Annotated in this window: 13 protein-coding genes; 8 read left to right on the forward strand and 5 right to left on the reverse strand. The window is 60.5% G+C overall.

Annotated features, from left to right (window positions below; all coding sequences use genetic code 11):
* The first annotated feature begins 35 nt into the window (after positions 1–35).
* The 6 genes from ACX3YD_RS18305 (at position 36) to ACX3YD_RS18330 (ending at position 7,095) form a co-directional block, all read left to right on the forward strand.
* Positions 36–3,353 carry a toxin VasX gene (locus ACX3YD_RS18305; protein ID WP_458960682.1) on the forward strand — a complete coding sequence of 1,106 codons (3,318 nt, stop codon included), beginning with the start codon at positions 36–38 and terminating at the stop codon, positions 3,351–3,353.
* Positions 3,350–4,273: a hypothetical protein gene (locus ACX3YD_RS18310; protein ID WP_458960683.1), complete on the forward strand. Its 924-nt coding sequence runs from the start codon at positions 3,350–3,352 to the stop codon at positions 4,271–4,273. Before ACX3YD_RS18305 ends, ACX3YD_RS18310 begins: the two co-directional genes overlap by 4 nt.
* Positions 4,273–4,503 (forward strand): hypothetical protein, encoded by a 231-nt coding sequence (locus ACX3YD_RS18315; RefSeq protein ID WP_458960684.1) that lies wholly within the window; start codon positions 4,273–4,275, stop codon positions 4,501–4,503. Before ACX3YD_RS18310 ends, ACX3YD_RS18315 begins: the two co-directional genes overlap by 1 nt.
* The gene (locus ACX3YD_RS18320; RefSeq protein ID WP_458960685.1) at positions 4,500–5,447 is read left to right on the forward strand and encodes a hypothetical protein; all 948 of its coding nucleotides are present in this window, start codon (positions 4,500–4,502) and stop codon (positions 5,445–5,447) included. The genes ACX3YD_RS18315 and ACX3YD_RS18320 overlap by 4 nt, the downstream gene beginning before the upstream one ends.
* 405 nt (positions 5,448–5,852) lie before the next feature.
* Positions 5,853–6,176 (forward strand): hypothetical protein, encoded by a 324-nt coding sequence (locus ACX3YD_RS18325; RefSeq protein WP_458960686.1) that lies wholly within the window; start codon positions 5,853–5,855, stop codon positions 6,174–6,176.
* A gap of 79 nt (positions 6,177–6,255) precedes the next feature.
* On the forward strand, positions 6,256–7,095 hold the full coding sequence (locus ACX3YD_RS18330; protein ID WP_103403368.1) for a 23S rRNA (adenine(2030)-N(6))-methyltransferase RlmJ: 840 nt from the start codon (positions 6,256–6,258) through the stop codon (positions 7,093–7,095).
* A 123-nt stretch (positions 7,096–7,218) separates the two neighbouring features.
* On the opposite strand, the gene msrA is transcribed toward ACX3YD_RS18330, so the two are convergent.
* The 5 genes from msrA to aceE form a co-directional block, all read right to left on the reverse strand.
* Positions 7,219–7,866 (reverse strand): peptide-methionine (S)-S-oxide reductase MsrA, encoded by a 648-nt coding sequence (gene msrA / locus ACX3YD_RS18335; RefSeq protein WP_103403367.1) that lies wholly within the window; start codon positions 7,864–7,866, stop codon positions 7,219–7,221.
* Between the two features lie 96 nt (positions 7,867–7,962).
* Positions 7,963–10,656 carry a putative bifunctional diguanylate cyclase/phosphodiesterase gene (locus ACX3YD_RS18340; protein WP_458960687.1) on the reverse strand — a complete coding sequence of 898 codons (2,694 nt, stop codon included), beginning with the start codon at positions 10,654–10,656 and terminating at the stop codon, positions 7,963–7,965.
* 262 nt (positions 10,657–10,918) lie between these two features.
* Entirely contained in the window at positions 10,919–12,313 is a 1,395-nt protein-coding gene (locus ACX3YD_RS18345; RefSeq protein ID WP_458960688.1) for an alkaline phosphatase D family protein, read from the reverse strand.
* Between the two features lie 279 nt (positions 12,314–12,592).
* Entirely contained in the window at positions 12,593–14,560 is a 1,968-nt protein-coding gene (aceF, locus tag ACX3YD_RS18350) for a dihydrolipoyllysine-residue acetyltransferase (protein WP_458960689.1), read from the reverse strand.
* 11 nt (positions 14,561–14,571) lie between these two features.
* Entirely contained in the window at positions 14,572–17,217 is a 2,646-nt protein-coding gene (gene aceE / locus ACX3YD_RS18355; protein WP_047536585.1) for a pyruvate dehydrogenase (acetyl-transferring), homodimeric type, read from the reverse strand.
* 383 nt (positions 17,218–17,600) lie between these two features.
* Here aceE and glnE point away from each other — a divergent pair, with 383 nt between their 5' ends.
* Both glnE and waaF read left to right on the forward strand, forming a co-directional pair.
* Positions 17,601–20,537, forward strand: coding sequence for a bifunctional [glutamate--ammonia ligase]-adenylyl-L-tyrosine phosphorylase/[glutamate--ammonia-ligase] adenylyltransferase (gene glnE / locus ACX3YD_RS18360; protein ID WP_458960690.1), 2,937 nt, complete (start codon positions 17,601–17,603; stop codon positions 20,535–20,537).
* A 201-nt stretch (positions 20,538–20,738) separates the two neighbouring features.
* Positions 20,739–21,773: a lipopolysaccharide heptosyltransferase II gene (gene waaF, locus ACX3YD_RS18365; protein ID WP_047536589.1), complete on the forward strand. Its 1,035-nt coding sequence runs from the start codon at positions 20,739–20,741 to the stop codon at positions 21,771–21,773.
* The last annotated feature ends 1 nt before the right edge of the window (position 21,774 follow it).

Here is a 21,774-nt window from a genome sequence, read left to right on the forward strand (position 1 = left end):
ACGGTTGGGAGGCGATCAGAGAGGGATATCAAGACATGGCTATCGGTCCAGGCGACAAAACCAGTGCACCCGTGCAGAAGTCCAACGCAGAGAAACTCGCCCGCCTTGATCGAGCCGCCCAGGCCGAGCGCGCCGCCAAGGCGCAGCCTCACATCGATATCAACTGTACGCTGATGCCGTGCCCCGCCAGCCAGGCGGAGCTTTTCGTCGTGCCCGTGCGTTATGCCCTGGCCGAGGAAAAGGCCACTGACCCCTGCTGCGCCCCCGGCGTGTCCACCCAGGGCCGGCCCATGGCGGTGCGACGCCTGCGTGCCGGGTTTGTTTATCTGTGGCAGGACCAGGGGCCGCTCAAGCGTTATGGCGTCTCGCGCTCTGGCCAGTTCAAGGAACAGGCACTGGACGAGGATGAAACGCTGCTGCTCAACGCTCCCCTGTCGGGGTTGGCGTTGGAAAAAATCCACGATGCCTGGATGCTCTACAGCGAATTCCCCTTGAACCCCGAGTACTGCAAGGCGCTGAGTGACAGCAGCGCCAAGCGCCATGAACACATGCGCCATATCGCCCTGCGTACCGTGGCCAACGAACTGCAAGCCAAGCATTGCCCGCCGCTGGAACAAGCCGCCGAGGTGATGGCTGAATTGCTCCCCGACACCTTCGCCCGCGCCCTGAAAGCGGACCTGAAGCGGGGCGCCGAGGATACCGACGCACTGGGCGAGGCCGTGATGAAGGACCCGACGCCACGCAACATCAAGGCCTACACCGACGCCATGCACCGTGCTCGCGAGCGCGAGCGCGTCCTGGCCCTGCACCCCGACGTCAGCGACCAGCCGCCGGGCCAGTGGAGCGCCGAGCCGTGGGAGGGGCAGGGCACTCAGGACTGGCTGGACGGCGCCAATGCACAAACCGAGGGGCTGTTCGCCGTTTTCGCCTGTCTCGACGACGACCTGGGTGTGCTGCGTGACATCAATCACGAACAGGAATGGCTGGAGGCGAACCACGAAAAATGGTTGGGCGAGAATAATCTGCGCCTGAGCATCGGCGGGTTCGTGCGCAGCCTGATCAGCGAGGACGGCGCCGAACTGGCCGGGTCCATCAGCTACCGCTACAAGGCGCATGAGATCAACCTCACGCCGGCCCAGGGCCAGGTCATGCTCGACACCCAGCATCGGCTGGACGAAGAGCTCAAGGCGGAAACCCAGGCCCGTCGATACGGCGGGCAGCCCACCCAGGCCCAGGCCGCCGAGCGCGACGCACGTATCGCCGCCATCGTCGCCCCGGTGCGGGCCTTTATTCCGGAGGACCTGTACACCGAAGCAGAATTCGTCGTCCGCGAATACCGCGCCGAAAAGCACGCCAACCTCAATAACCATCTCTTCAGTGCCAAGGTCGGCAAATACATCGACCTCGAGGCGATGAACACCTGGTTCACCCAGACCGCCGCAGGGCACTACCAACATCTGGAGCAACGTCACACCGCGCTGTTTGCCGACCGGGGCCTGTACCTCAAGCGCTCACACAGCGGCACCTGGTTCGTGGATTACGACGACCTGGAGACGCGCCGCTGGCTGACCGAACTGGCCACCGGCTGCCTGACCGCCCAGTGCATCCGCGCCCAGGGCGCCGAACAATACGCCGACTACATCCGCGCCCCTGACGGCGGCGCCCTGAAGCAACTGTTCAACGCCTGGACACCCTCCATCGATGCGGCCGTTAACAGTGCTTCGCGCCTGAGCGAGCTGACGGCCGCCCTGGCCTCCGACAACCTCAGCGCGACCCATCAGGCGCTGGCGCCGTTGAGCGAACCGACCCTGCGCGACATCGCCAACATGGCCCGTGACGTCGGCAGCCAATGGAGCGTGCTGGTCAACCGGTTGGCGGCGGCGCTGTTGCTGCTCAAGGGTGACAGCAGCCTCGGCCGTTCCTGGATGGGCATCTTTGTCGCCGCGCGCCTGGGCAACGACACGCGCTTGCAGATTGTCACCGAGGCGGGCCGGCCAGTGGCGAAGCTGTTGGGCCAGCAGGCCGAAGCGCTGGGCCAATGGGCCAGGGCAACCGGTAAGGCCATTGGTGCCGGGCAGGTGGGGCGGATCATCCAATCGCCGGTGGTGGCCAACAGTGGTGGGGTGGTGCCGTTGGCGGCGTTGTTGTTGAACGTGGTCAATGCGAATAACTATTTGAGTCAGGCCGGGGTGTTGGAGGGGATGGATAGCCGGCGGGTCAATGACACGGTTTCGGCGACGTTGTATGCGGGGGCGGCGCTGGTGGCGGTGGTTGATAGTCAGGTGCGGAAGGGGTTGGGGCGGGATAGATTTCACTTCTATGGGTCAGCGGCACCCACACTGACTCTGTTTGGTGGAGTGATTGGGCTGCTATCAGTCGGTGCAGCATTCGCAGAGTTCAACTCTCTGAAAATTCAACTGGAGAGTGCCCAAAGCCGAGTCGACCCGTGGTTGGAGATGCGCCAAACCGTGGTCGGTGGACAAATAGCGACCTTCGGCACTCAAGCGCTGTTAGGGGTTGGCTACACCGCTCGTGCCCTGGCAGGGTCAATTACCGTCGATGTCGCCATCTTGCGTTACACGCTGTACATGGGACCGTTGAACTGGCTGATTCTCATACTGGGCGTATTGCACCTGATCACCAGCCTCCTGCAGAAAACCCCGCTGCAAAACTTCCTGAACCACTGCTGCTGGTCAAAGGCGCGGGCCAACGATCTGCAGCCAATCCCGCCCAAGGCCCAGCAGGATGAGCTCGACCGGCTCTACTTCATCCTGTATGCGCCTCGGGTCAGCATGGAAAGCAACTTGAAGTCCAACCACGGTAATGGCCCTTCCCGCCTCGAGTATTACAGTTCCATCAATCACCTGACCCTCGACTTGCCAGGTGCCGAACCCGACAGTGTCTACCTGGAATTGAGCATGGTCGGTGATCCGCTGGACAGCCTGAACTACCGTGAACAGATCAAAACCGGCCGGCGCGATCATTTCAAGCCACTGCGTCCCTGGCGCGACCTGACACCGCACTGGCTGGCCAGCAGCGCCTGCCAGTGGATACCGTTCAAGGAAGGGCAGGGCCTGCGCCTCAGCGGCCCGTTCAACACACTGAGCAATGTCTTGAGCTCCCAACCCGCCACGGTTTCCCTGCGTGTGCGCTATCGCACGCCATTGACCGCCATGCTCGGCGCCCAACACTTCATCGGCGGCGAGCGAGGGCTGGCCTTCACCCTGAATGACTCAACGGGCGTGACCGCCCTATGGGCGGACCCGACGCCTGAACTGGATCGGGTGCCGAACTACCCGCTCGGCGAGGGCCATCCCGGTGCGATTTACCTGCAACCCAAGGGCAAACGATGAGTACGCCACCGGCAGGCACCGCGAAAAAACGGCTGTTTTCGCGCAATGACTACCTGGCGCCATTGCCCATCCCCACAGGTAGAAAACCTTCCGATGTGCTCAACGTCATCTGGCGCAAAAATGACGTATTTCTGGATGTTGGTAGCTACAGCATCGGCTCTGCGGTGATGGTGATGTGGCCGATGGTGATGCTGTTCCTGGGGTTGGCCTATTTCTTCGAAGATCCAGATGCATTGGTGTTGGGGGCATGCATCATGGTCATCCCGATTTTTTTGTTGATCCAAGGCCTCTTCCGCGAAGTCCCGCTCCCCGTGCGCTTCAACCGCCAACGCCGAGAAGTCTGCGTCCCGCGCGACGATGGCGAATACTGGATCGTCCCATGGGAAACCGTGACCGCTGCCGCCACCCAGCAGTCGTCGGTCAGTCAGGCTGGTCGAGCCACCATGGGTTTGTTGATCATTGGCTTCGAAAACCCTGACCCGCAGGCCAGGGAGGACAATAAGCACTATTCATTGGGCTTCAACTGCGGCGGCGGGACCACGGCGATGGCGTTGTGGGAGTGTATGCGTAGCTACATGGAGGTTAGTCCGGAAGCCGCACCGGAGGCTGCAGCGCTTAACTCCGGCGCCAACCTGCGTTACTACATCGATTACCTGAACGATAAAGCCAAAGAACGCGGCTGGTTTTTAACAGTGCTGTGGGAAGGAGTGTTTGGCATATTTATCTTCAATGCTCCACTCGCCACCTACCTGCAAAGGAAAAAGCTGTACCCGCCGCCAGACCTGCTCTACCCCGAGATCATCGAATGGTCAAAACCGTTGCCTCCCGAGCAATGGGCCAAACGCTCCCCGGAACTGGAAGCCGCCATCGCCGAGCGCGAGGCGGAACTGGCCGCGCAGGCCGAGCGGGAGTTGGCGTGATGGCGCACACCCGAGGCCTGCGTGTGCGTTATCGCACGCCATTGATCGCGATGCTTGGTGCCCAACACTTCATCGGCGGCGAGCGAGGGCTGGCCTTTACCCTGAATCACTCAACGGGCGTGACAGCCCTATGGGCGGACCCGACGCCGGAACTGGATCGGGTGCCGAACTACCCGCTCGGCGAGGACCACCCCGGCGCGATTTACCTGCAACCGAAGGACAAACGATGAGCACGCCACCGGCAGGCACCACGAAGAAACGGCTGCTTTCGCGCAATGACTACCTGGCGCCGTTGCCTATACCCACCGGAGAAAAACCACAGGACGTACTCAACATCATCTGGCGCAAGAACGGGGTGTTTATTGATATTGGCAATTACAGCATCGGTTCAGCGGTGATGGTGATGTGGCCCACGCTGATGGTGTTTTTAGCCATATCTTTCTTCACTCGAAATCTCGACCCTGATTTAAGCCAAGGTATTTTGATCCTGGGGGCGGTTATTTTGGGTATTCCTGTGCTGATCTTGATCCAAGGCCTCTTCCGCGAAGTCCCTCTCCCCGTGCGCTTCAACCGCCAACGCCGAGAAGTCTGCGTCCCGCGCGACGATGGCGAATACTGGATTGTCCCGTGGGAAACCGTGACCGCCGCCGCCACCCAGCAATCGTCGGTCAGTCAGGCCGGTCGCGCCACAATGGGTTTATTAATCATCGGCTTTGAAAACCCGGACCCGCAGGCCAGGGAGGACAACAAGCATTTTTCACTGGGCTTCAACTGCGGCGGCGGGACCACGGCGATGGCGTTGTGGGAGTGCATGCGCAGTTACATGGAGATCGGGCCGGAGGCTGTCGAGGATCAAACGGCACGTTTCGACTGGTCTAAAGGGATATGGGCGACCTATCTGGACGATCTTGTAAAAGCCGCAAAATTGCGAGGCTGGCCTTTAACCCTCTTGTGGGAAGGTTTCTGCGGGATCTTCATTTTCAACACGCTGCTGATCGACGTGCTTGAACGCTGGAAACTGAATCCTCCCCCCGACCTGCCCTATCCCGACATCATCGAATGGTCAAAACCCTTGCCTCCCGAGCAGTGGGCCAAACGCTCCCCGGAACTGGAAGCCGCCATCGCCCAGCGCGAGGCGGAACTGGCCGCGCAGGCGGAGCGGGAGTTGGCGTGATGGCTTATGCCCAAGGTCGGGAGAGGATTGAACAGACTCAAATCTCTTTTGTGGATGTGGTCCGCTGCGAAAATTCCGGGCAAGGTCTTCGGACATTTCCTTCAAAACGTAACGGTTTCCGTGAACTGTTGGCGCGTCGGTTTCATGGGTAGTCTTTGGCGGTCACTGACCATTCAGTGATGGGGTGTAGGAACCCTTCAACACCAATGGGAAGCACGTAGCGTCAATACTTGGTTTGCGGTCGTTTATATGCGTCCGTAAGATCAGTTGCGGCGGCTATGCGCGGGCACGCTTCGGCGTGGTCGAGTTTTCCCAAAGGTCTCGATATTCCTACCCCGCGCTTAGCTGCCACCCTAGCCTGTAGGAAGGCTGATGGCAGCTCCGATTCATCTTTGGGAGCTACTAATGAAAAAAATTCACCCCGATCCCCCCTACGAAAAACCGACCCCTCATCCCGACAACCGCTTCATGGCATTGACCAGCAACTGCAGCGACATGCCCACCCTGTTTGTCGACACCCACGCGCCGCTTGATGTTTTGTATGACGCGGCCAATCACCGCATTCGCGCCGTCACCCAGGTGCTTGAAAACCTGTCCATGCGCGGTTCGATCGAGTGCGAGTCTTTCATCCTCAGCGACTTCGCCTTGCTCTGCGCCATTTCGTTGCGCGATGGCTGCGATGTGCTGGATGTGGTTGGGCGGCGGTTGCGGGCTCGGTCACCGCTGTAGTGTAGGGGGTCGCTCTGTCGCCAACCCCTGACTTGCCGGCCGGTAAAAGGTAAACTTCCCGGCCTTCGCAGGAGCAGCCATGAATTATCGTCACGCCTTCCATGCCGGCAATCACGCCGATGTGTTCAAACACCTGACCTTGACCCGCCTCATCGCCCTGATGTCGCGCAAGGAGCAGCCGTTTGCCTATCTCGACACCCACGCCGGCATTGGTCTGTATGACCTCCAGGGCGATCAGGCCAGTCGTACCGGTGAGTACCTGGAGGGCATCGCGCGTTTGTGGGATCAGCCGGACCTGCCGCTCCTGACCGCCGATTACATGCAGGTGCTGCACGAAATGAACCCGGATGGCCAGTTGCGCTATTACCCGGGCTCGCCGGAGTTGGCGCGGCGTCTGACCCGTCCTCAGGATCGCGTGCTGCTCAATGAGAAGCACCCGGAAGACGGCGTATTGCTCAAGGACAACATGGCCGGCGATCGTCGGGTCAAGGTGCACTTGGGCGAGGGCTGGCATGTGCCGCGTGCCTTGCTGCCGGTGCCGGAGAAGCGCGCGGTGATGTTGATCGACCCGCCGTTCGAAAAACTCGACGAGATGCAGCGCTGCGCGGCATCCTTGAAAGAGGCGATTGGCCGGATGCGGCAAACCGTGGCGGCGATCTGGTACCCGGTGAAGGATCAGCGTGCGTTGCGCCGTTTCTATCAGGACCTGGCTGGCACCGGTGCGCCGAAGTTGCTGCGAGTGGAGTTGCTGGTGCATCCGCTGGATACGCCCAACAGCCTGAACGGTTCCGGGCTGGCGATTGCCAATCCGCCGTGGGGGCTGGAGGAAGAGTTGCGTGAGTTGCTGCCGTGGTTGTCCGAGAAGCTCGGGCAGACCCAGGGCGGGTGGCGCATGGATTGGCTGATTGCCGAGAGTTGATTCTGTACCTGTAGGAGCGAGCTTGCTCGCGAAGGTCGTGAACGATAACGCGTAAACCCGGATGCTTCGCGGTGCACCCGGGTTTTTCGCGAGCAGGCTCGCTCCTACAGGTTTGTTGACCGATTAAATCGGGCAGGTGACGCCCGTACCGCCAATCCCGCAATAGCCTTCAGGGTTTTTCGCCAGGTATTGCTGGTGATACGCCTCGGCGTAGTAGAAGGTCGGGGCTTCATCGATTTCGGTGGTGATGATGCCTTTGCCGGCCTTGGTCAGTTCGGCCTGGAACACTTGCGCGCTCTTCTTCGCCGCCTCCAGTTGCTCTGGTTTGGTGGCGTAGATCACCGAGCGGTACTGGGTGCCGATGTCGTTGCCCTGGCGCATGCCTTGGGTCGGGTTGTGCAGTTCCCAGAACATCTTCAGCAGCTGTTCGTAGCTGACTTTTTCCGGCTCGTAGACCACGAGCACGACTTCGCTGTGGCCGGTCAGGCCCGAGCAGACTTCTTCGTACGTCGGGTTCGGCGTGAAACCGCCGGCATAACCCACAGCGGTGCTGTACACGCCTTCACGCTGCCAGAACCGACGCTCCGCGCCCCAGAAACAGCCCAGGCCGAAGATGGCGAACTCGACGTTGCCGGGGAACGGACCCAGTAGCGGGTTGTGGTTGACGAAGTGTTCGTCCGGCACCTTGATCGGGGTTTCGCGGCCGGGCAGAGCTTGTTCTTTAGTAGGGAGCACGTTTTTGTTCACCAGAATTTCCGAGCGCAGAACCATTATCAGTCCTCTCAGTCAGGTTGAGATGTCGTCAGACCGCCAGTGTGCCCAATACCGTCCATTTACGCACTAACCCTGTGGGGGGCTGGTGTGCTGTCAGGCGATCGGGCCGCGCGGGTAGCGTTGGAGCTTTTCGATCAGCTCGGAGCCCGGGATCGGTTTGTCGAACAGGTAGCCCTGGCCAACGTCACAGCGATGGCGACGCAGGAAGGCCAGTTGCTGGGCGGTCTCGATGCCTTCAGCCACGACCTTGAGTTTCAGGTTATGGGCCATGGCGATCACCGCGGAGGTGATTTCCATGTCGTCCTGGTTGTCCGGGATTTCGTGAATGAAGCTTCGATCGATCTTAATGATGTCGATGGGGAATTTTTTCAAGTAACTGAGCGACGAATAACCGGTGCCGAAGTCGTCCATGGCCAGGGTCAGGCCCAGGCGCTTGAGCTGGTCGAGTTGCAGGTGGGTGTCTTCGGTGGCCTCCAGCAACAGGCCTTCGGTCAGTTCCAGTTCCAGCAAGTGGGCGGGCAGCGCTTCTTCCTTGAGGATGTTGGCGATGGAGGCCACCAGGTCCGGGTCGGAAAACTGTTTGGGCGACAGGTTGATCGCCACCTGAAGATTGCCCATGCCCGCGGCGGTCAGCTCTTTGCTCTTGCGACAGGCCTGGCGCGCGATCCATTTGCCGATGGGAATGATCAGGCCGGTTTCCTCGGCCACGCTGATGAACTGGTCCGGACGGATCATGCCTTTTTCCGGATGATTCCAGCGCAGCAGCGCTTCCATCCCCAGCAGGCGACCGCTGCGCAGGCACAGCTTGGGCTGATAGAACACATCGAGTTCGTTCTGGGTCAGGGCGCGGCGCAGGTTGTTTTCAACGAACAGCTTGTAGCTGGCCTCGGCGTTCAGGGCTTCGGTGAACACTTGCACCTGGTGTTTGCCGTTGGCCTTGGCCTTGTGCAGCGCCAGGCCGGCGTTACGCATCAGGGTCTGTGGGTCGCGTCCGTGCAGTGGCGCACAGGCCAGGCCCACGGAGCCGGTCACGCTGATCAACTGGTTGTCGACGAACATGGGTTTGTCGAGGGTTGCCAGCAGTTGATTGGCCACTTGTTGGCTTGTCGCCAGGTCGCTGTTGTCCAGCAACACGGCGAATTCGTTACTGGCAAAACGCGCCAGGCTGCCGCTCGGGATAAGGCTGTTGCGCAGGCGCCGGGCCAGGCTGATCAACAGTTTGTCGCCGGTCTGGTGACCGAGGCTGTCGTTGATCCGCTTGAAGTTATCGATGTCCACCAGCAACAGGCTGATCGGGGTGTCGGCATCGCGGGCGAAGCGTTCGTCGAGGTTGCGGATGAACGCCGGGCGATTGCCCAGGTTGGTCAGGTTGTCGGTGTAGGCCAGGCGCTCGATGCGTTGCTGGGCGAGCTTGGTCTGGGTGATGTCTTCGTAGATGCCGATGTAATGGGTCAGCTCGCGATTGTCGCCGTAGACCTTGGAAATCGACAGCTGGCCCCAGTAGGGTTCGAGGTTTTTGCGCCGGCTCTTGAATTCGCCTTGCCAGCTGTTGCTCTTGGCCAGCGCCGAGGGCGCGTCGAACAACAGTTCGCTGAGGTTTTCCAGGGCCGGCAGTTCCGACAGCCGCTGGCCATGGACTTCTTCGGTGGTGTACTGGGTGATCGCGGTGAAGCTCGGGTTGACGTACTCCACCACCCCATCGCAATTGACCAGCAAAAAGGCGTTGGCACTTTGCTCGACCGCCCGCTGGAACAGGTGCAGCGCGCTGGTGGCGGTGCGCCGGTTGTGATTGCTGATGACCTGGGCGAACTGATCGGCCAGTTCGCCGGCAAAGGCGATTTCGTCCGACTGCCAGAGGCGGGTCGCACCGGATTGCTCCAGGCACAGTACGCCGACCACTTGGCCATCGACCCGAATGCTGGCGTCGAGCATCGCGTTGACATTGCGCGGGAGCAGGCTTTCGGCCATGTCCCGGGTGCGCGGGTCGCGAGTGGCGTTGTGGGCATCGATGGCGCGGCCGGTTTGCAAGGCTTCAAGGTAGTCGGGGAAATGGCTGGCGTCGATGGGCGCCGGCAGCAGGTATTCCCCGCTGGTGCGGTGATAGGCCGAGATGGGCACCAGCATCGAGCCTTCCAGGTTCCACAGGCTGGCGCAGTCGATTGCGTAGATATCACAGGCGCTTCGCGTAATCAGCTCGGCGGCTTCCTGCAGGGAATTGTTGCTGCTGTAGCGCTGGCGGGTCAGCAGCAGGATCAGGTCCTGCTGGGCGCGCGCCCGTTCCAGATGCTGCAGTTGTTCCTGCTGGGCGCGCTGGTTGAGTTCCAGGGCGATTTGCAGGCGCGAGTTCTGGTTTTCCAGATCCAGGGCCGGCAGCAAGGGGTCATCTTCGAACAGGCCGTCGATCACCAGCAGGTAACCGCGCAGCAGGTGTCGATTGTGTTGCTTGTAGGGTTCGCCCATTTCCAGCAGGTTCAGCGAGCCGGAGGCAGTGTGCAGGGTGTAGCGGATCAGGTAGTGCGAGTGTTCGCTCAGTTGGTGCTGGATCGCATCATGCAATTGATAGCGCGCTTCCGGCTCCATCAGGCTGGCGTAGGGCGAGCCGACCAGAGCGCACAGCTCCATGGCCGGCAGGCCGAACTGGCGTTCGCAATTGGGATCAAGAAACAGCAGCGCCCAGCTTGCTTCATTCAGCCGTTCGAAACGCAGCATGCCGAGCCGCGAGGGCACAGGCAACTGCGTCACTACCTCGGCCACCATACGGCTGGCGGCATCGGGTTGGCTTTTCATGGAGGGAAACTCGCTTCGAATTTGCTGAATGCGCCGGGCTTTCGCCCCTTTACTGTTGCCTGCCGCAAGGTTGCATCATTGCGATACCGACTGACAAGAGACATGAAGGCCAAGTGCTATAAGAATATGTCCTTCGAAGTGAAGATTTCTTCAATCGGCGTCAGGATTAAAGGTGTTGGCAGAACAGATCGCAGCCTTTTGGCAGCTATATATGGAAATGGCGGACCTCTTTGGCAGTGCCACGGACTGCGATCTTTTGCTCCTATCGCAACGAAATGCGGGTCGCCTGTAGAAGGTTGCCATCCCGATCGTGATAGCGCACATGAATGTGCTGCGTATCGACGATCACGTGCGCGAAGTTGTCCTGGCTGATCACTTTGCCGGTCAGTTGCTGGCGATAGTCCCCCGCAGCGGTTCTGACCAAGGGTTGGTCGAGGATGAAGGTTTCGGCTTTGGCGTAGGGCAGCATTTTGCTGTTGCACAGCGGTGAGGAGACGATGGTGTGGAGTTCGAAGTCAGGGTCTTCACTGTGGGTCAGGCGGCTGGTCAGGGAGCCGTGGACGTCACCGGAAACGAAGACGACATTCTTGATGCGGTGAGTACGAATCGTCTCCAGCAGTCGTAGCCGTTGCTCGGGGAAGGCTTGCCAGGCGTCATCGTCCGAGCGCTTGCAGTCAGGGTAGAACATCACGCTGGTGACCACGAACTTGACCCGCGCCGGGCTGTGGATCAGCCATTTGCACAATGCGTATTCCTGCTCGGCATCCAGAATGCGGCGGTCGGCTGCCGAAAGATTGCGCCGTGTTCTGCTGTCGGTGACAAACCATTCGATATCGCCTTCTGTGAACTGATACCAATATTTGTCCAGTTTTCTATTTATTTTCCCGCTGGCAGAAAGTTCGTACGCAGGGCTGTGGCTGGCTTGATATAACTCGTAGGCCTTTGTTGCGTTGGCATATAAGTCGTCGTCGAATGTGTTCTTGTTGGCTGGCCAGTTGTCCTCGATTTCATGATCATCGAGGATCATATAAGTTGGCAGGCTGGACATTAACTTTGCGATGTTCGGTTGCGAGAATGCCACGCGGTACTTGTGAAGAATTTCCCCGAGTTCCCGGTCGGGGGCGAGGAAGTTCAGATCATCGACGTAAATCTGATCGCCTGTCATTAACATGGCGCTGACGGGCGGCTCGGCTTGTTCGACCACATTGGATATCGAGGCAAAAATCCTGTCGCCCACATGAGGCGCGGCGGCAATGCCCGCGGTGATGCGCAGATAGCGGCAAGACCCCACAATGTAGGCTCTGGGCAGGGTCTGCTGGCTGGAGCGGGTGCGAAAGCGGTGGATCTGTCGCGGCCATTGCAGCGGCAGCTCCTGAACCGTCTCCACGGTGTGCACCGGGTTCATCGGGCTGAACCAGCCGGCCTGGTATTCATGGTCGGTGTCGGCAGCCAGATCGTTGAGCGCAATGACTTCGGACATGTCGCGCAGGCTGTCGAGTTTTGCGAAAGTGCCTTTTGACCAGCGTTCTTCACCGCGTCGTCGATAGCGAATGCCGGCAAATACCAGGGCGCCCTTATGTTTATCTCCGCGCAAGAATATTCGGACATGGTTAGTTGTCGTATGGCCAATAATTGGGCCCACTGTTGGTTGGAACATATTCGATTCCATTCGGCGTTCTGCCATTCGGTCAGGTGAAGTTGTTTTGGGGGTGTGCAATAACGGTGTAACTAAGACTAATTATTGAACCCTGAAAAATATCGAGCCGAAATGGATTGGAGTTGTGGGCGATATCAGCCACAAATGTAGGAAGGCATTCTTTTCGATTAAAAAACGCAGGCAAAAAAAGCCCCGCCAAATTGGCGGGGTTGAGGTACGAGCGTGGCGCTCGGAAAACAGAACGCGACAGGCCCTCCGGTGAAGGAGGGCTGGCCGGTGTTACAGCAGGATGGTACGGATGTCCGCCAGCAGGTCGCTCAGACGCTTGGTGAAGCGTGCAGCAGCGGCGCCGTTGATCACGCGGTGATCGTAGGACAGCGACAGCGGCAGCATCAGTTTCGGCTGGAAGGCTTTGCCGTCCCAGACTGGCTGGATGGTTGCCTTGGAAACGCCGAGGATCGCCACTTCCGGCGCGTTGACGATCGGCGTGAAGCCGGTGCCGCCAATGTGGCCGAGGCTGGAAATGGTGAAGCAGGCGCCTTGCATGTCGTCAGCGGTAAGCTTCTTGTCGCGCGCCTTGGCAGCCAGCGCAGCCGCTTCAGCCGCAAGCTGCAGCAGGCTCTTCTGGTCGACGTTCTTGATGACCGGTACCAGCAGGCCTTCTGGCGTGTCGACCGCGAAGCCGATGTTCACGTACTTCTTGCGGATGATCGCCTTGCCGCTTGGCGCCAGCGAACTGTTGAAGTCCGGCAGTTCCTTGAGCAGGTGGGCGCAGGACTTGAGCAGCAGCGGCAGGATGGTCAGCTTGACGCCAGCCTTCTCTGCAACGGCTTTTTGAGCGATACGGAACGCTTCCAGCTCAGTGATATCAGCCGAATCGAACTGAGTCACGTGCGGGATGTTCAGCCAGCTGCGATGCAGGCTCGACGCGCCGATTTGCATCAGGCGGGTCATCGGCACTTCTTCGGTTTCACCGAAGCGGCTGAAGTCCACGACCGGAATCGGCGGGATGCCGGCGCCACCGGTTGCGCCGGCAGCAGCGGCCGGTGCTTCCTTGGCCTTCTGCATCATGGCTTTGACGTAGACCTGCACGTCTTCCTTGAGGATGCGACCGTGTGGACCGCTGGCGCCCACGGCGCTCAGCTCGACACCGAATTCACGGGCCAGTTGGCGCACGGCCGGGCCGGCGTGAACCTTGGCGCCTGGCTTGGCTGGAGCTGCAGCCGGGGCAGCAACCGGTGCGGCCGCAGCAGGAGCAGCAGCGGCGGCTGGAGCTGGAGCGCTCGGCGCAGCGGCGGCAGGTGCCGGAGCAGCAGCCGGTGCGGCGCCTTTGACTTTCAGCTTCAGGATCAGGTCGCCGGTACCGACTTCGTCGTCCAGCTTGATCGAAACGCTTTCCACCACGCCAGCGGCAGGCGACGGGATTTCCATGCTCGCCTTGTCGGATTCCAGGGTGATCAGCGACTGGTCGGCTTCAACGCTGTCGCCGGCCTTGACCAGGACTTCGATGATCTTGGCCTTGCCCGACGAACCGATGTCCGGAACGTGGATGTCCTGAACGCTGTCGGCCACCGGTGCGGCCGGAGTAGCAGCGGCAGGCGCAGGAGCAGCGGCGGCAGGAGCGGCAGCCTGGGCCGGAGCGGCAGCCGCCGGCGCCGCAGCACCCGCCACTTCCAGGTCCAGAATCAGGTCGCCGGTGCCGACTTCGTCGTTCAGCTTGACGCTGATGGCCTTGACCACGCCAGCGGCAGGCGACGGGATTTCCATGCTGGCCTTGTCGGACTCCAGGGTGATCAGCGACTGATCAGCCGCGACGGTGTCGCCGACCTTGACCTGGATCTCGATGATCTGGGCCTTGCCCGACGAACCGATGTCCGGCACGTGCACTTGCTGAACCGAAGCGGCAGCAGGTGCAGCGGCAGGCGCGGCCGGTGCTGGAGCAGCGGCAGGAGCAGGTGCGGCTTCTGCTTTTGCAGCAGGCGCAGCGGCAGCCACCGGGGCCGCCGCAGCGGCACCTTCGACTTCCAGCTCCAGCAACTCGTCGCCTTCTTTCAGGCGATCGCCCAGCTTCACTTTCAGGCTCTTGATGATGCCGGCCTTGGGAGCAGGGACTTCCATGCTCGCCTTGTCCGATTCCAGCGTCAGGATGCTCTGATCGGCTTCAATACGGTCGCCGACCTTCACAAACAGTTCAATTACTTCACCTTCACCGCTGCCGATGTCAGGTACGCGAATGAGTTCGCTCACAGAATCTCTCCTCAGCAGTCCAGTGGGTTGCGTTTTTCCGGGTTGATACCGAACTTGGCGATGGCCTCGGCCACCACTTTAGGTTCGATGTCACCACGGTCAGCCAAGGCTTCCAGGGCTGCCAGCACCACGAAATGACGGTCGACTTCGAAGAAATGACGCAGTTTCTTGCGGCTGTCGCTGCGACCGAAACCGTCGGTGCCCAGGACTTTGAATTCCTTGGACGGTACCCACTGACGGATCTGCTCGGCGAACAGTTTCATGTAGTCGGTAGAGGCGATGACCGGACCTTTGCGGCCGTTCAGGCACTCTTCCACATAGCTCAGCTTAGGCTTCTGGCCAGGGTGCAGACGGTTGCTGCGCTCAACGGCCAGGCCGTCGCGACGCAGTTCGTTGAAGCTGGTAACGCTCCACACATCGGCGCCGACGTTGAACTCTTCACGCAGGATCTTCGCGGCTTCGCGGACTTCACGCAGGATGGTGCCGGAGCCCATCAGCTGAACGTGGTGCGCCGCTTCGCGGTTGTCTTCCTCGAGCAGGTACATGCCCTTGACGATGCCTTCCTCGACACCGGCCGGCATGGCTGGCTGCTGGTAGGATTCGTTCATCACGGTGATGTAGTAGAAGATGTCCTGTTGTTCTTCGGTCATCTTCTTCATGCCGTCCTGGATGATCACCGCCAGCTCGTAGCCGTAGGTCGGATCAAAGGTGCGGCAGTTCGGGATGGTGGCAGCCAGGATGTGGCTGTGACCGTCTTCGTGTTGCAGGCCTTCGCCGTTGAGCGTGGTGCGGCCGGCGGTGCCGCCGATCAGGAAGCCACGGGTACGGCTGTCGCCAGCGGCCCAGGCCAGGTCGCCGATGCGCTGGAAGCCGAACATCGAATAGAAGATGTAGAACGGCAGCATTGGCTGGTTGTGGTTGGAGTACGAAGTACCGGCAGCGATGAAGGAGCTCATGGCGCCCGCTTCGTTGATGCCTTCTTCGAGGATCTGGCCCTTCTTGTCTTCCTTGTAGAACATCACCTGGTCTTTATCGACTGGCTCGTAGAGCTGGCCGACGGAGGAGTAGATGCCCAACTGACGGAACATGCCTTCCATACCGAAGGTACGGGCTTCGTCCGGGATGATCGGGACGATGCGCGGGCCGATTTCCTTGTCCTTGACCAATTGCGCCAGGATGCGCACGAAGGCCATGGTGGTGGAGATTTCACGGTCGCCCGAGCCGTCGAGGATGGCCTTGAGGGTATCGAGGGACGGGGTCGGTACGCTGAAGCTCTGTGCGCGGCGCTGTGGTACGAAACCGCCCAATGCAGTGCGGCGCTCGCTCAGGTAGCGGGCTTCGGCGCTGTTTGGCTCCGGCCGGAAGAACGGCAGGTTTTCCAGCTCTTCGTCCTTGACCGGAATGTCGAAGCGGTCGCGGAACAACTTCAGGCTGTCGACATCGACTTTCTTGGTGTTGTGCGCGGTGTTTTTCGCTTCGCCGGCACCGGTGCCATAACCCTTGATGGTCTTGGCCAGGATGACGGTCGGTTGTTCTTTGTGGTTGACCGCTTCGTGGTATGCCGCATAGACCTTGTATGGGTCGTGGCCGCCACGGTTGAGCTTCCAGATCTCGTCGTCGGACAGGTCTGCAACCATCGCCTTGAGTTCTGGCGAGTTGAAGAAGTGTTCACGCACGAACGCGCCGTCTTTGGCTTTGTAGTTCTGGTACTCGCCGTCGATGACTTCGTCCATGCGACGTTGCAGGATGCCGTCGACGTCCTTGGCCAGCAGTGGGTCCCAGAAACGGCCCCAGATGACTTTGGTCACGTTCCACTGAGCACCGCGGAACACGCCTTCGAGTTCCTGGATGATCTTGCCGTTGCCGCGAACCGGGCCGTCGAGGCGCTGCAGGTTGCAGTTGATGACGAAGATCAGGTTGTCGAGCTTCTCGCGGCCAGCCAGCGAGATCGCGCCCAGGGATTCCGGCTCGTCGCACTCGCCGTCGCCCAGGAAGCACCAGATTTTTTGCTTGCCGGCAGGAATGAAGCCACGGGCTTCCAGGTACTTCATGAAACGTGCCTGGTAGATCGCCTGGATCGGGCCCAGACCCATGGACACGGTCGGGAACTGCCAGAAGTCAGGCATCAGCCACGGGTGCGGGTAGGACGACAGGCCCTGACCGTCGACTTCCTGGCGGAAGTTGTTCATCTGGTCTTCGGTGATGCGGCCTTCCATGAACGCACGGGCGTAAACACCTGGGGAAGTGTGACCCTGGAAGTAGATCAGGTCGCCGCCGTGCTCGTCGGTCGGGGCCTGGAAGAAGTAGTTGAAGCCGATGTCATACAGGGTCGCGCTGGAAGCGAAGCTGGAGATGTGACCGCCGAGGTCAGAGTCTTTCAGGTTCGTACGCATTACCATGGCCATCGCGTTCCAGCGTACCAGCGAGCGAATGCGGCGTTCCATGAACAGGTCGCCAGGCATGCGTGCTTCGTGGGTAACGGGGATCGTGTTGCGGTAAGGCGTGGTGATGGCGTAAGGCAACTGCGAACCGCTGCGGGTCGCGAGTTCACCCATACGGGTCATCAGATAGTGAGCACGGTCTTCGCCTTCTTTGTCGAGAACCGATTCCAGGGCGTCCAGCCATTCCTGGGTTTCGACGGGATCGAGGTCTTGCATGGCTTGCTCCAGGGCGGAAAGGCTACCAGAATCGGTTGCCTGAGTTAGCGACTGGCCTTGTGGGCAGACGTTATGAATTCTTGGATTGCCGATAGGTTGTTCCGGCGGCGTGTAGTTTTACTACAAATCATCCGGCATTTCAGCCTTGTTAATGTATATACGAGTAGTAAAACTACAGATAAGCGGCTTGTGGCCCCCGGCTGCGTTGTGAGAATAATCGTTAAGGTTGGTCTTTTGCCAACCGAAAAAGGTGAAAGCTTGATGCTGGCTGCCAAAAAAAAAGAATTTTCAGCTATTTCTAACTTTTGTTCGACACTCCTCCAGGTAGTGTGTTTGCCAGATTCACTACATGCAGCCCAATACACGCCGATCAAGGATAGACCATGAGCCTCCCTTCGCTCGCCGAACTGCCCGCCATTCTGCTGCCGTTTGTCACCCGTGCAGAGCAGTCGATTCGTACCGCCGTCAGTGCTTTGGACGATGACCATGGCCTGTCCACCTGGACGCCTGAACGCTGGGCGCAATTTGCCCGCGTGACCGCCGCCAGCGATTTCGTGATTGAACAGAGTGTTCGTGACCCTTTGATGTTGCTGGACCTGGTGCGGTCCGGCGAACTCGACCGCAGCTTCGCTCCCGGCGAGTTGTGCGCGCAGATTGCCGCGGCGGTGAGCGCCGCCGAGACCGATGATCAGCTCGGCCGCGCGTTGCGCCGTCAACGTGCGCGTCATCAGGTACGGATTATCTGGCGTGACCTGACCCGCCAGGCCGATCTGGTGCAGACCTGCCGCGACCTTTCCGACATGGCCGATGCCAGCATCGACCAGGCCTATCAGTGGCTGTACTCGCGCCATTGCCAGCAGTTCGGCGTGCCGACCGGTCGACGCAGTGGCCAGCCGCAGCAAATGGTTGTCCTGGGCATGGGCAAGCTCGGTGCGGTGGAACTCAATCTGTCGTCGGACATCGACCTGATTTTCGCTTACCCCGAAGGCGGCGAAACCGTTGGCGTGAAACGTCCGCTGGATAACCAGGAATTTTTCATCCGTCTTGGCCAGCGCCTGATCAAGGCGCTGGACCCGATGACCGTCGACGGCTTTGTGTTCCGCGTCGACATGCGCCTGCGGCCTTACGGTTCGGCGGGTGCCCTGGTCCTGAGCTTCAACGCGTTGGAGCAGTACTACCAGGACCAGGGCCGCGACTGGGAACGCTACGCGATGATCAAGTCGCGGGTGGTGGCTGGCGATCAAGTGGCCGGCGCGCAACTGCAAGAGATGCTGCGCCCCTTCGTTTACCGGCGTTATCTGGACTTTTCGGCCATCGAAGCGCTGCGCACCATGAAGCAGCTGATCCAGCAGGAAGTGCGGCGCAAGGGCATGGCCGACAACATCAAGCTGGGCTCCGGTGGCATCCGGGAAGTCGAGTTCATCGCCCAGGCTTTCCAGTTGATCCATGGCGGCCGCGACTTGAGCCTGCAACAGCGTCCACTATTAAAGGTGCTGAGCACGCTGGAAGGTCAGGGTTATCTGCCGCCGGCGGTGATCAGCGAGCTGCGCGAAGGCTACGAATTCCTGCGATACACCGAACATGCGATCCAGACGATTGCCGACCGCCAGACGCAGATGCTGCCCGACGGCGAACAGGATCAGGCGCGCATTGCCTTTATGTTGGGCTTCGCCGATTGGGCGGCTTTTCATGAGCAACTGATGTATTGGCGCGGCCGCATTGCCTGGCACTTCGCCCAGGTGATCGCCGATCCCGACGAAGACGATGCTGAAAGTGAAGTGGTGGTCGGTGGTGAGTGGCTGCCGCTTTGGGAAGAAGCTCAGGATGAAGAGGCGGCCTGTCGCCAGTTGCAGGAGGGCGGTTTCACTGACGCTCCCAAGGCGCTCAAGGCCCTGGCCAGCCTGCGCGGCAGTCCGCAATTACGCGCCATGCAGCGTTTGGGACGTGAGCGCCTCGATGCGTTTATCCCGCGTTTGCTGGCTCAGGCCGTGGAACACGCCAACCCGGACCTGGTGCTGGAGCGGGTGCTGCCACTGGTCGAAGCCGTGGCTCGCCGTTCGGCGTATCTGGTGCTGCTGACCGAAAACCCCGGCGCCTTGCGACGCCTGCTGACCCTGTGCGCGGCGAGCCCGTGGATCGCCGAACAGATCACCCGCTTCCCGTTGCTGCTCGACGAACTGCTTAACGAAGGCCGACTGTTCAAACCGCCCCTGGCGCCGGAACTGGCCGCCGAATTGCGCGAGCGCCTGACGCGGATTCCCGAAGACGACCTCGAACAGCAAATGGAAGCCTTGCGCCATTTCAAACTGGCGCACCGCTTGCGGGTGGCCGCGTCGGAAATCGCCGGCAGCCTGCCGCTGATGAAAGTCAGTGATTACCTGACCTGGCTCGCCGAAGCGATTCTGGAGCAAGTGCTCGCCCTGGCCTGGCGTCAAACTGTGGCCAAGTACGGTACGCCGCTGCGCACAGACGGTACCCTGTGCGATCCTGGCTTCATCATTGTCGGTTATGGAAAGGTCGGCGGCCTGGAGTTGGGGCATGGTTCGGACCTGGATCTGGTGTTCATCCATGATGGCGATCCGCAAGCGGAAACCGACGGGCCGAAGCCTATCGACGGTGCACAATTCTTTACCCGCCTGGGGCAGCGGATCATTCACTTGCTGACGGCCCAGACCAACTCCGGCCAGCTCTATGAAGTGGATATGCGCCTGCGACCGTCCGGTGCGGCAGGGTTGCTGGTGAGTTCGCTGGGGGCCTTTGCCCGCTATCAGGAAAATGAAGCCTGGACCTGGGAGCATCAAGCATTGGTTCGGGCTCGGGTGCTCGTGGGCAGTGAGGATGTTGGTCGGGCGTTTGAACAGGTTCGCGCGTCGATCCTGGGCAAGGCGCGTGATTTGCCGACCTTGCGCCAGGAGGTCAGTGAGATGCGCGCCAAGATGCGCGACAACCTCGGCAGCAAGAGCACTGCTGCCGGCACCGGGGCAAATGCCTTCGAGGCCACGGCGCCGTTCGATCTCAAGCAGGACGCCGGAGGTATCGTCGATATTGAATTTATGGTGCAATACGCGGCCCTGGCGTGGTCCGAAACACATCCGCCATTGCTGCGCTGGACGGACAATATCCGCATTCTGGAAGAGCTGGAGCACGAAGGCCTGATGCCCGCCGAAGATGCCAGCCTGTTGCGTGAAGCCTATAAAGCTTACCGCTCCGCCGCCCACCGGCAGGCCTTGCAGAAGGACCCGGGGGTAATTCCCGGCGACCAGTTCGCGGACGAACGGCGACAGGTCATGCGGATCTGGCGAGAACTGGGGCTAAGCTGAGGCGGGATTTGATACGCCAATCTCCCCTGTAGGAGCGAGCCTGCTCGCGATGAACTTGAGAGCGCCGCGGGGTGCCAGACGTGCCGCGTTATCGTTAACGATCATCGCGAGCAGGCTCGCTCCTACAGTAGATTTGCGTTGTTCTGTAGAATTTTCGAGGCGGGGAGGCATAAGCCTCCCCGGATCGTTTTTGGAAACCACATGAAAATTCTGATCGTTGGGCCCAGTTGGGTCGGTGACATGGTGATGGCGCAGACACTGTTTCAGTGTCTCAAACAACGCCACCCGCAATGCGAAATCGACGTACTGGCCCCCGAGTGGAGCCGGCCGATTCTTGAGCGCATGCCCGAAGTCCGCCAGGCCTTGAGCTTTCCGCTCGGTCACGGCGCGCTGGAGCTGGCGACGCGTCGGCGTATCGGAAAATCCCTGGCCGACCAGTACGACCAGGCGATCCTGTTGCCCAACTCCCTGAAGTCGGCGCTGGTGCCGTTCTTTGCCGGCATTCCCAAGCGCACCGGTTGGCGCGGTGAGTTCCGTTACGGCCTGCTCAACGACGTGCGCACGCTGGACAAGGAACGTTACCCGCTGATGATCGAGCGCTTCATGGCCCTGGCGTACGAGCCGGGTGTTGAATTGCCAAAGCCTTACCCACGGCCGAGCCTGCGGATCGACCCGGTGACCCGCGAAGCGGCACTGGCCAAGTTCGGTCTGGCCCTCGATCGTCCGGTGCTGGCGCTGTGCCCGGGCGCCGAGTTCGGCGAGTCCAAGCGCTGGCCGTCCGAGCACTACGCCAAGGTCGCCGAAGCGAAGATCCGCGAAGGCTGGCAAGTCTGGCTGTTCGGTTCGAAAAACGATCACGCCGTGGGCGAGGACATTCGTTCGCGCCTGATTCCCGGTTTGCGCGAAGAATCGGTGAACCTCAGTGGTGGCACTTCACTGGCCGAGGCCATCGATCTGCTGTCCTGCGCCGATTCGGTCGTATCCAACGACTCCGGCCTGATGCACGTCGCCGCCGCGCTGAATCGTCCCCTGGTGGCGGTCTACGGTTCGACGTCGCCGGGTTTCACGCCGCCGCTGGCCGAACATGTCGAGATCGTGCGCCTGGGCATCGAATGCAGTCCCTGCTTCGACCGCACCTGCCGCTTCGGTCATTACAACTGCCTGCGCCAGCTCATGCCGCAAGCGGTGAACGAAGCTTTGCAGCGTTTGCAGGGCACTGTGGTCGAGGTCCAATAGC

The sequence above is a fragment of the Pseudomonas fluorescens group sp. PF-1 genome (assembly GCF_054481335.1).

Bases quoted from the DNA above. Each gene is read 5' to 3' on its own strand.
- glnE (WP_458960690.1), top strand. From the start codon at position 17,601: ATGAGCCTCCCTTCGCTCGCCGAACTGCCCGCCATTCTGCTGCCGTTT.
- ACX3YD_RS18330 (WP_103403368.1), top strand. From the start codon at position 6,256: ATGAATTATCGTCACGCCTTCCATGCCGGCAATCACGCCGATGTGTTC.
- ACX3YD_RS18310 (WP_458960683.1), top strand. From the start codon at position 3,350: ATGAGTACGCCACCGGCAGGCACCGCGAAAAAACGGCTGTTTTCGCGC.
- ACX3YD_RS18345 (WP_458960688.1), bottom strand. From the start codon at position 12,313: ATGTTCCAACCAACAGTGGGCCCAATTATTGGCCATACGACAACTAAC.
- aceE (WP_047536585.1), bottom strand. From the start codon at position 17,217: ATGCAAGACCTCGATCCCGTCGAAACCCAGGAATGGCTGGACGCCCTG.
- waaF (WP_047536589.1), top strand. From the start codon at position 20,739: ATGAAAATTCTGATCGTTGGGCCCAGTTGGGTCGGTGACATGGTGATG.
- msrA (WP_103403367.1), bottom strand. From the start codon at position 7,866: ATGGTTCTGCGCTCGGAAATTCTGGTGAACAAAAACGTGCTCCCTACT.
- ACX3YD_RS18325 (WP_458960686.1), top strand. From the start codon at position 5,853: ATGAAAAAAATTCACCCCGATCCCCCCTACGAAAAACCGACCCCTCAT.
- ACX3YD_RS18305 (WP_458960682.1), top strand. From the start codon at position 36: ATGGCTATCGGTCCAGGCGACAAAACCAGTGCACCCGTGCAGAAGTCC.
- ACX3YD_RS18320 (WP_458960685.1), top strand. From the start codon at position 4,500: ATGAGCACGCCACCGGCAGGCACCACGAAGAAACGGCTGCTTTCGCGC.
- ACX3YD_RS18340 (WP_458960687.1), bottom strand. From the start codon at position 10,656: ATGAAAAGCCAACCCGATGCCGCCAGCCGTATGGTGGCCGAGGTAGTG.
- ACX3YD_RS18315 (WP_458960684.1), top strand. From the start codon at position 4,273: ATGGCGCACACCCGAGGCCTGCGTGTGCGTTATCGCACGCCATTGATC.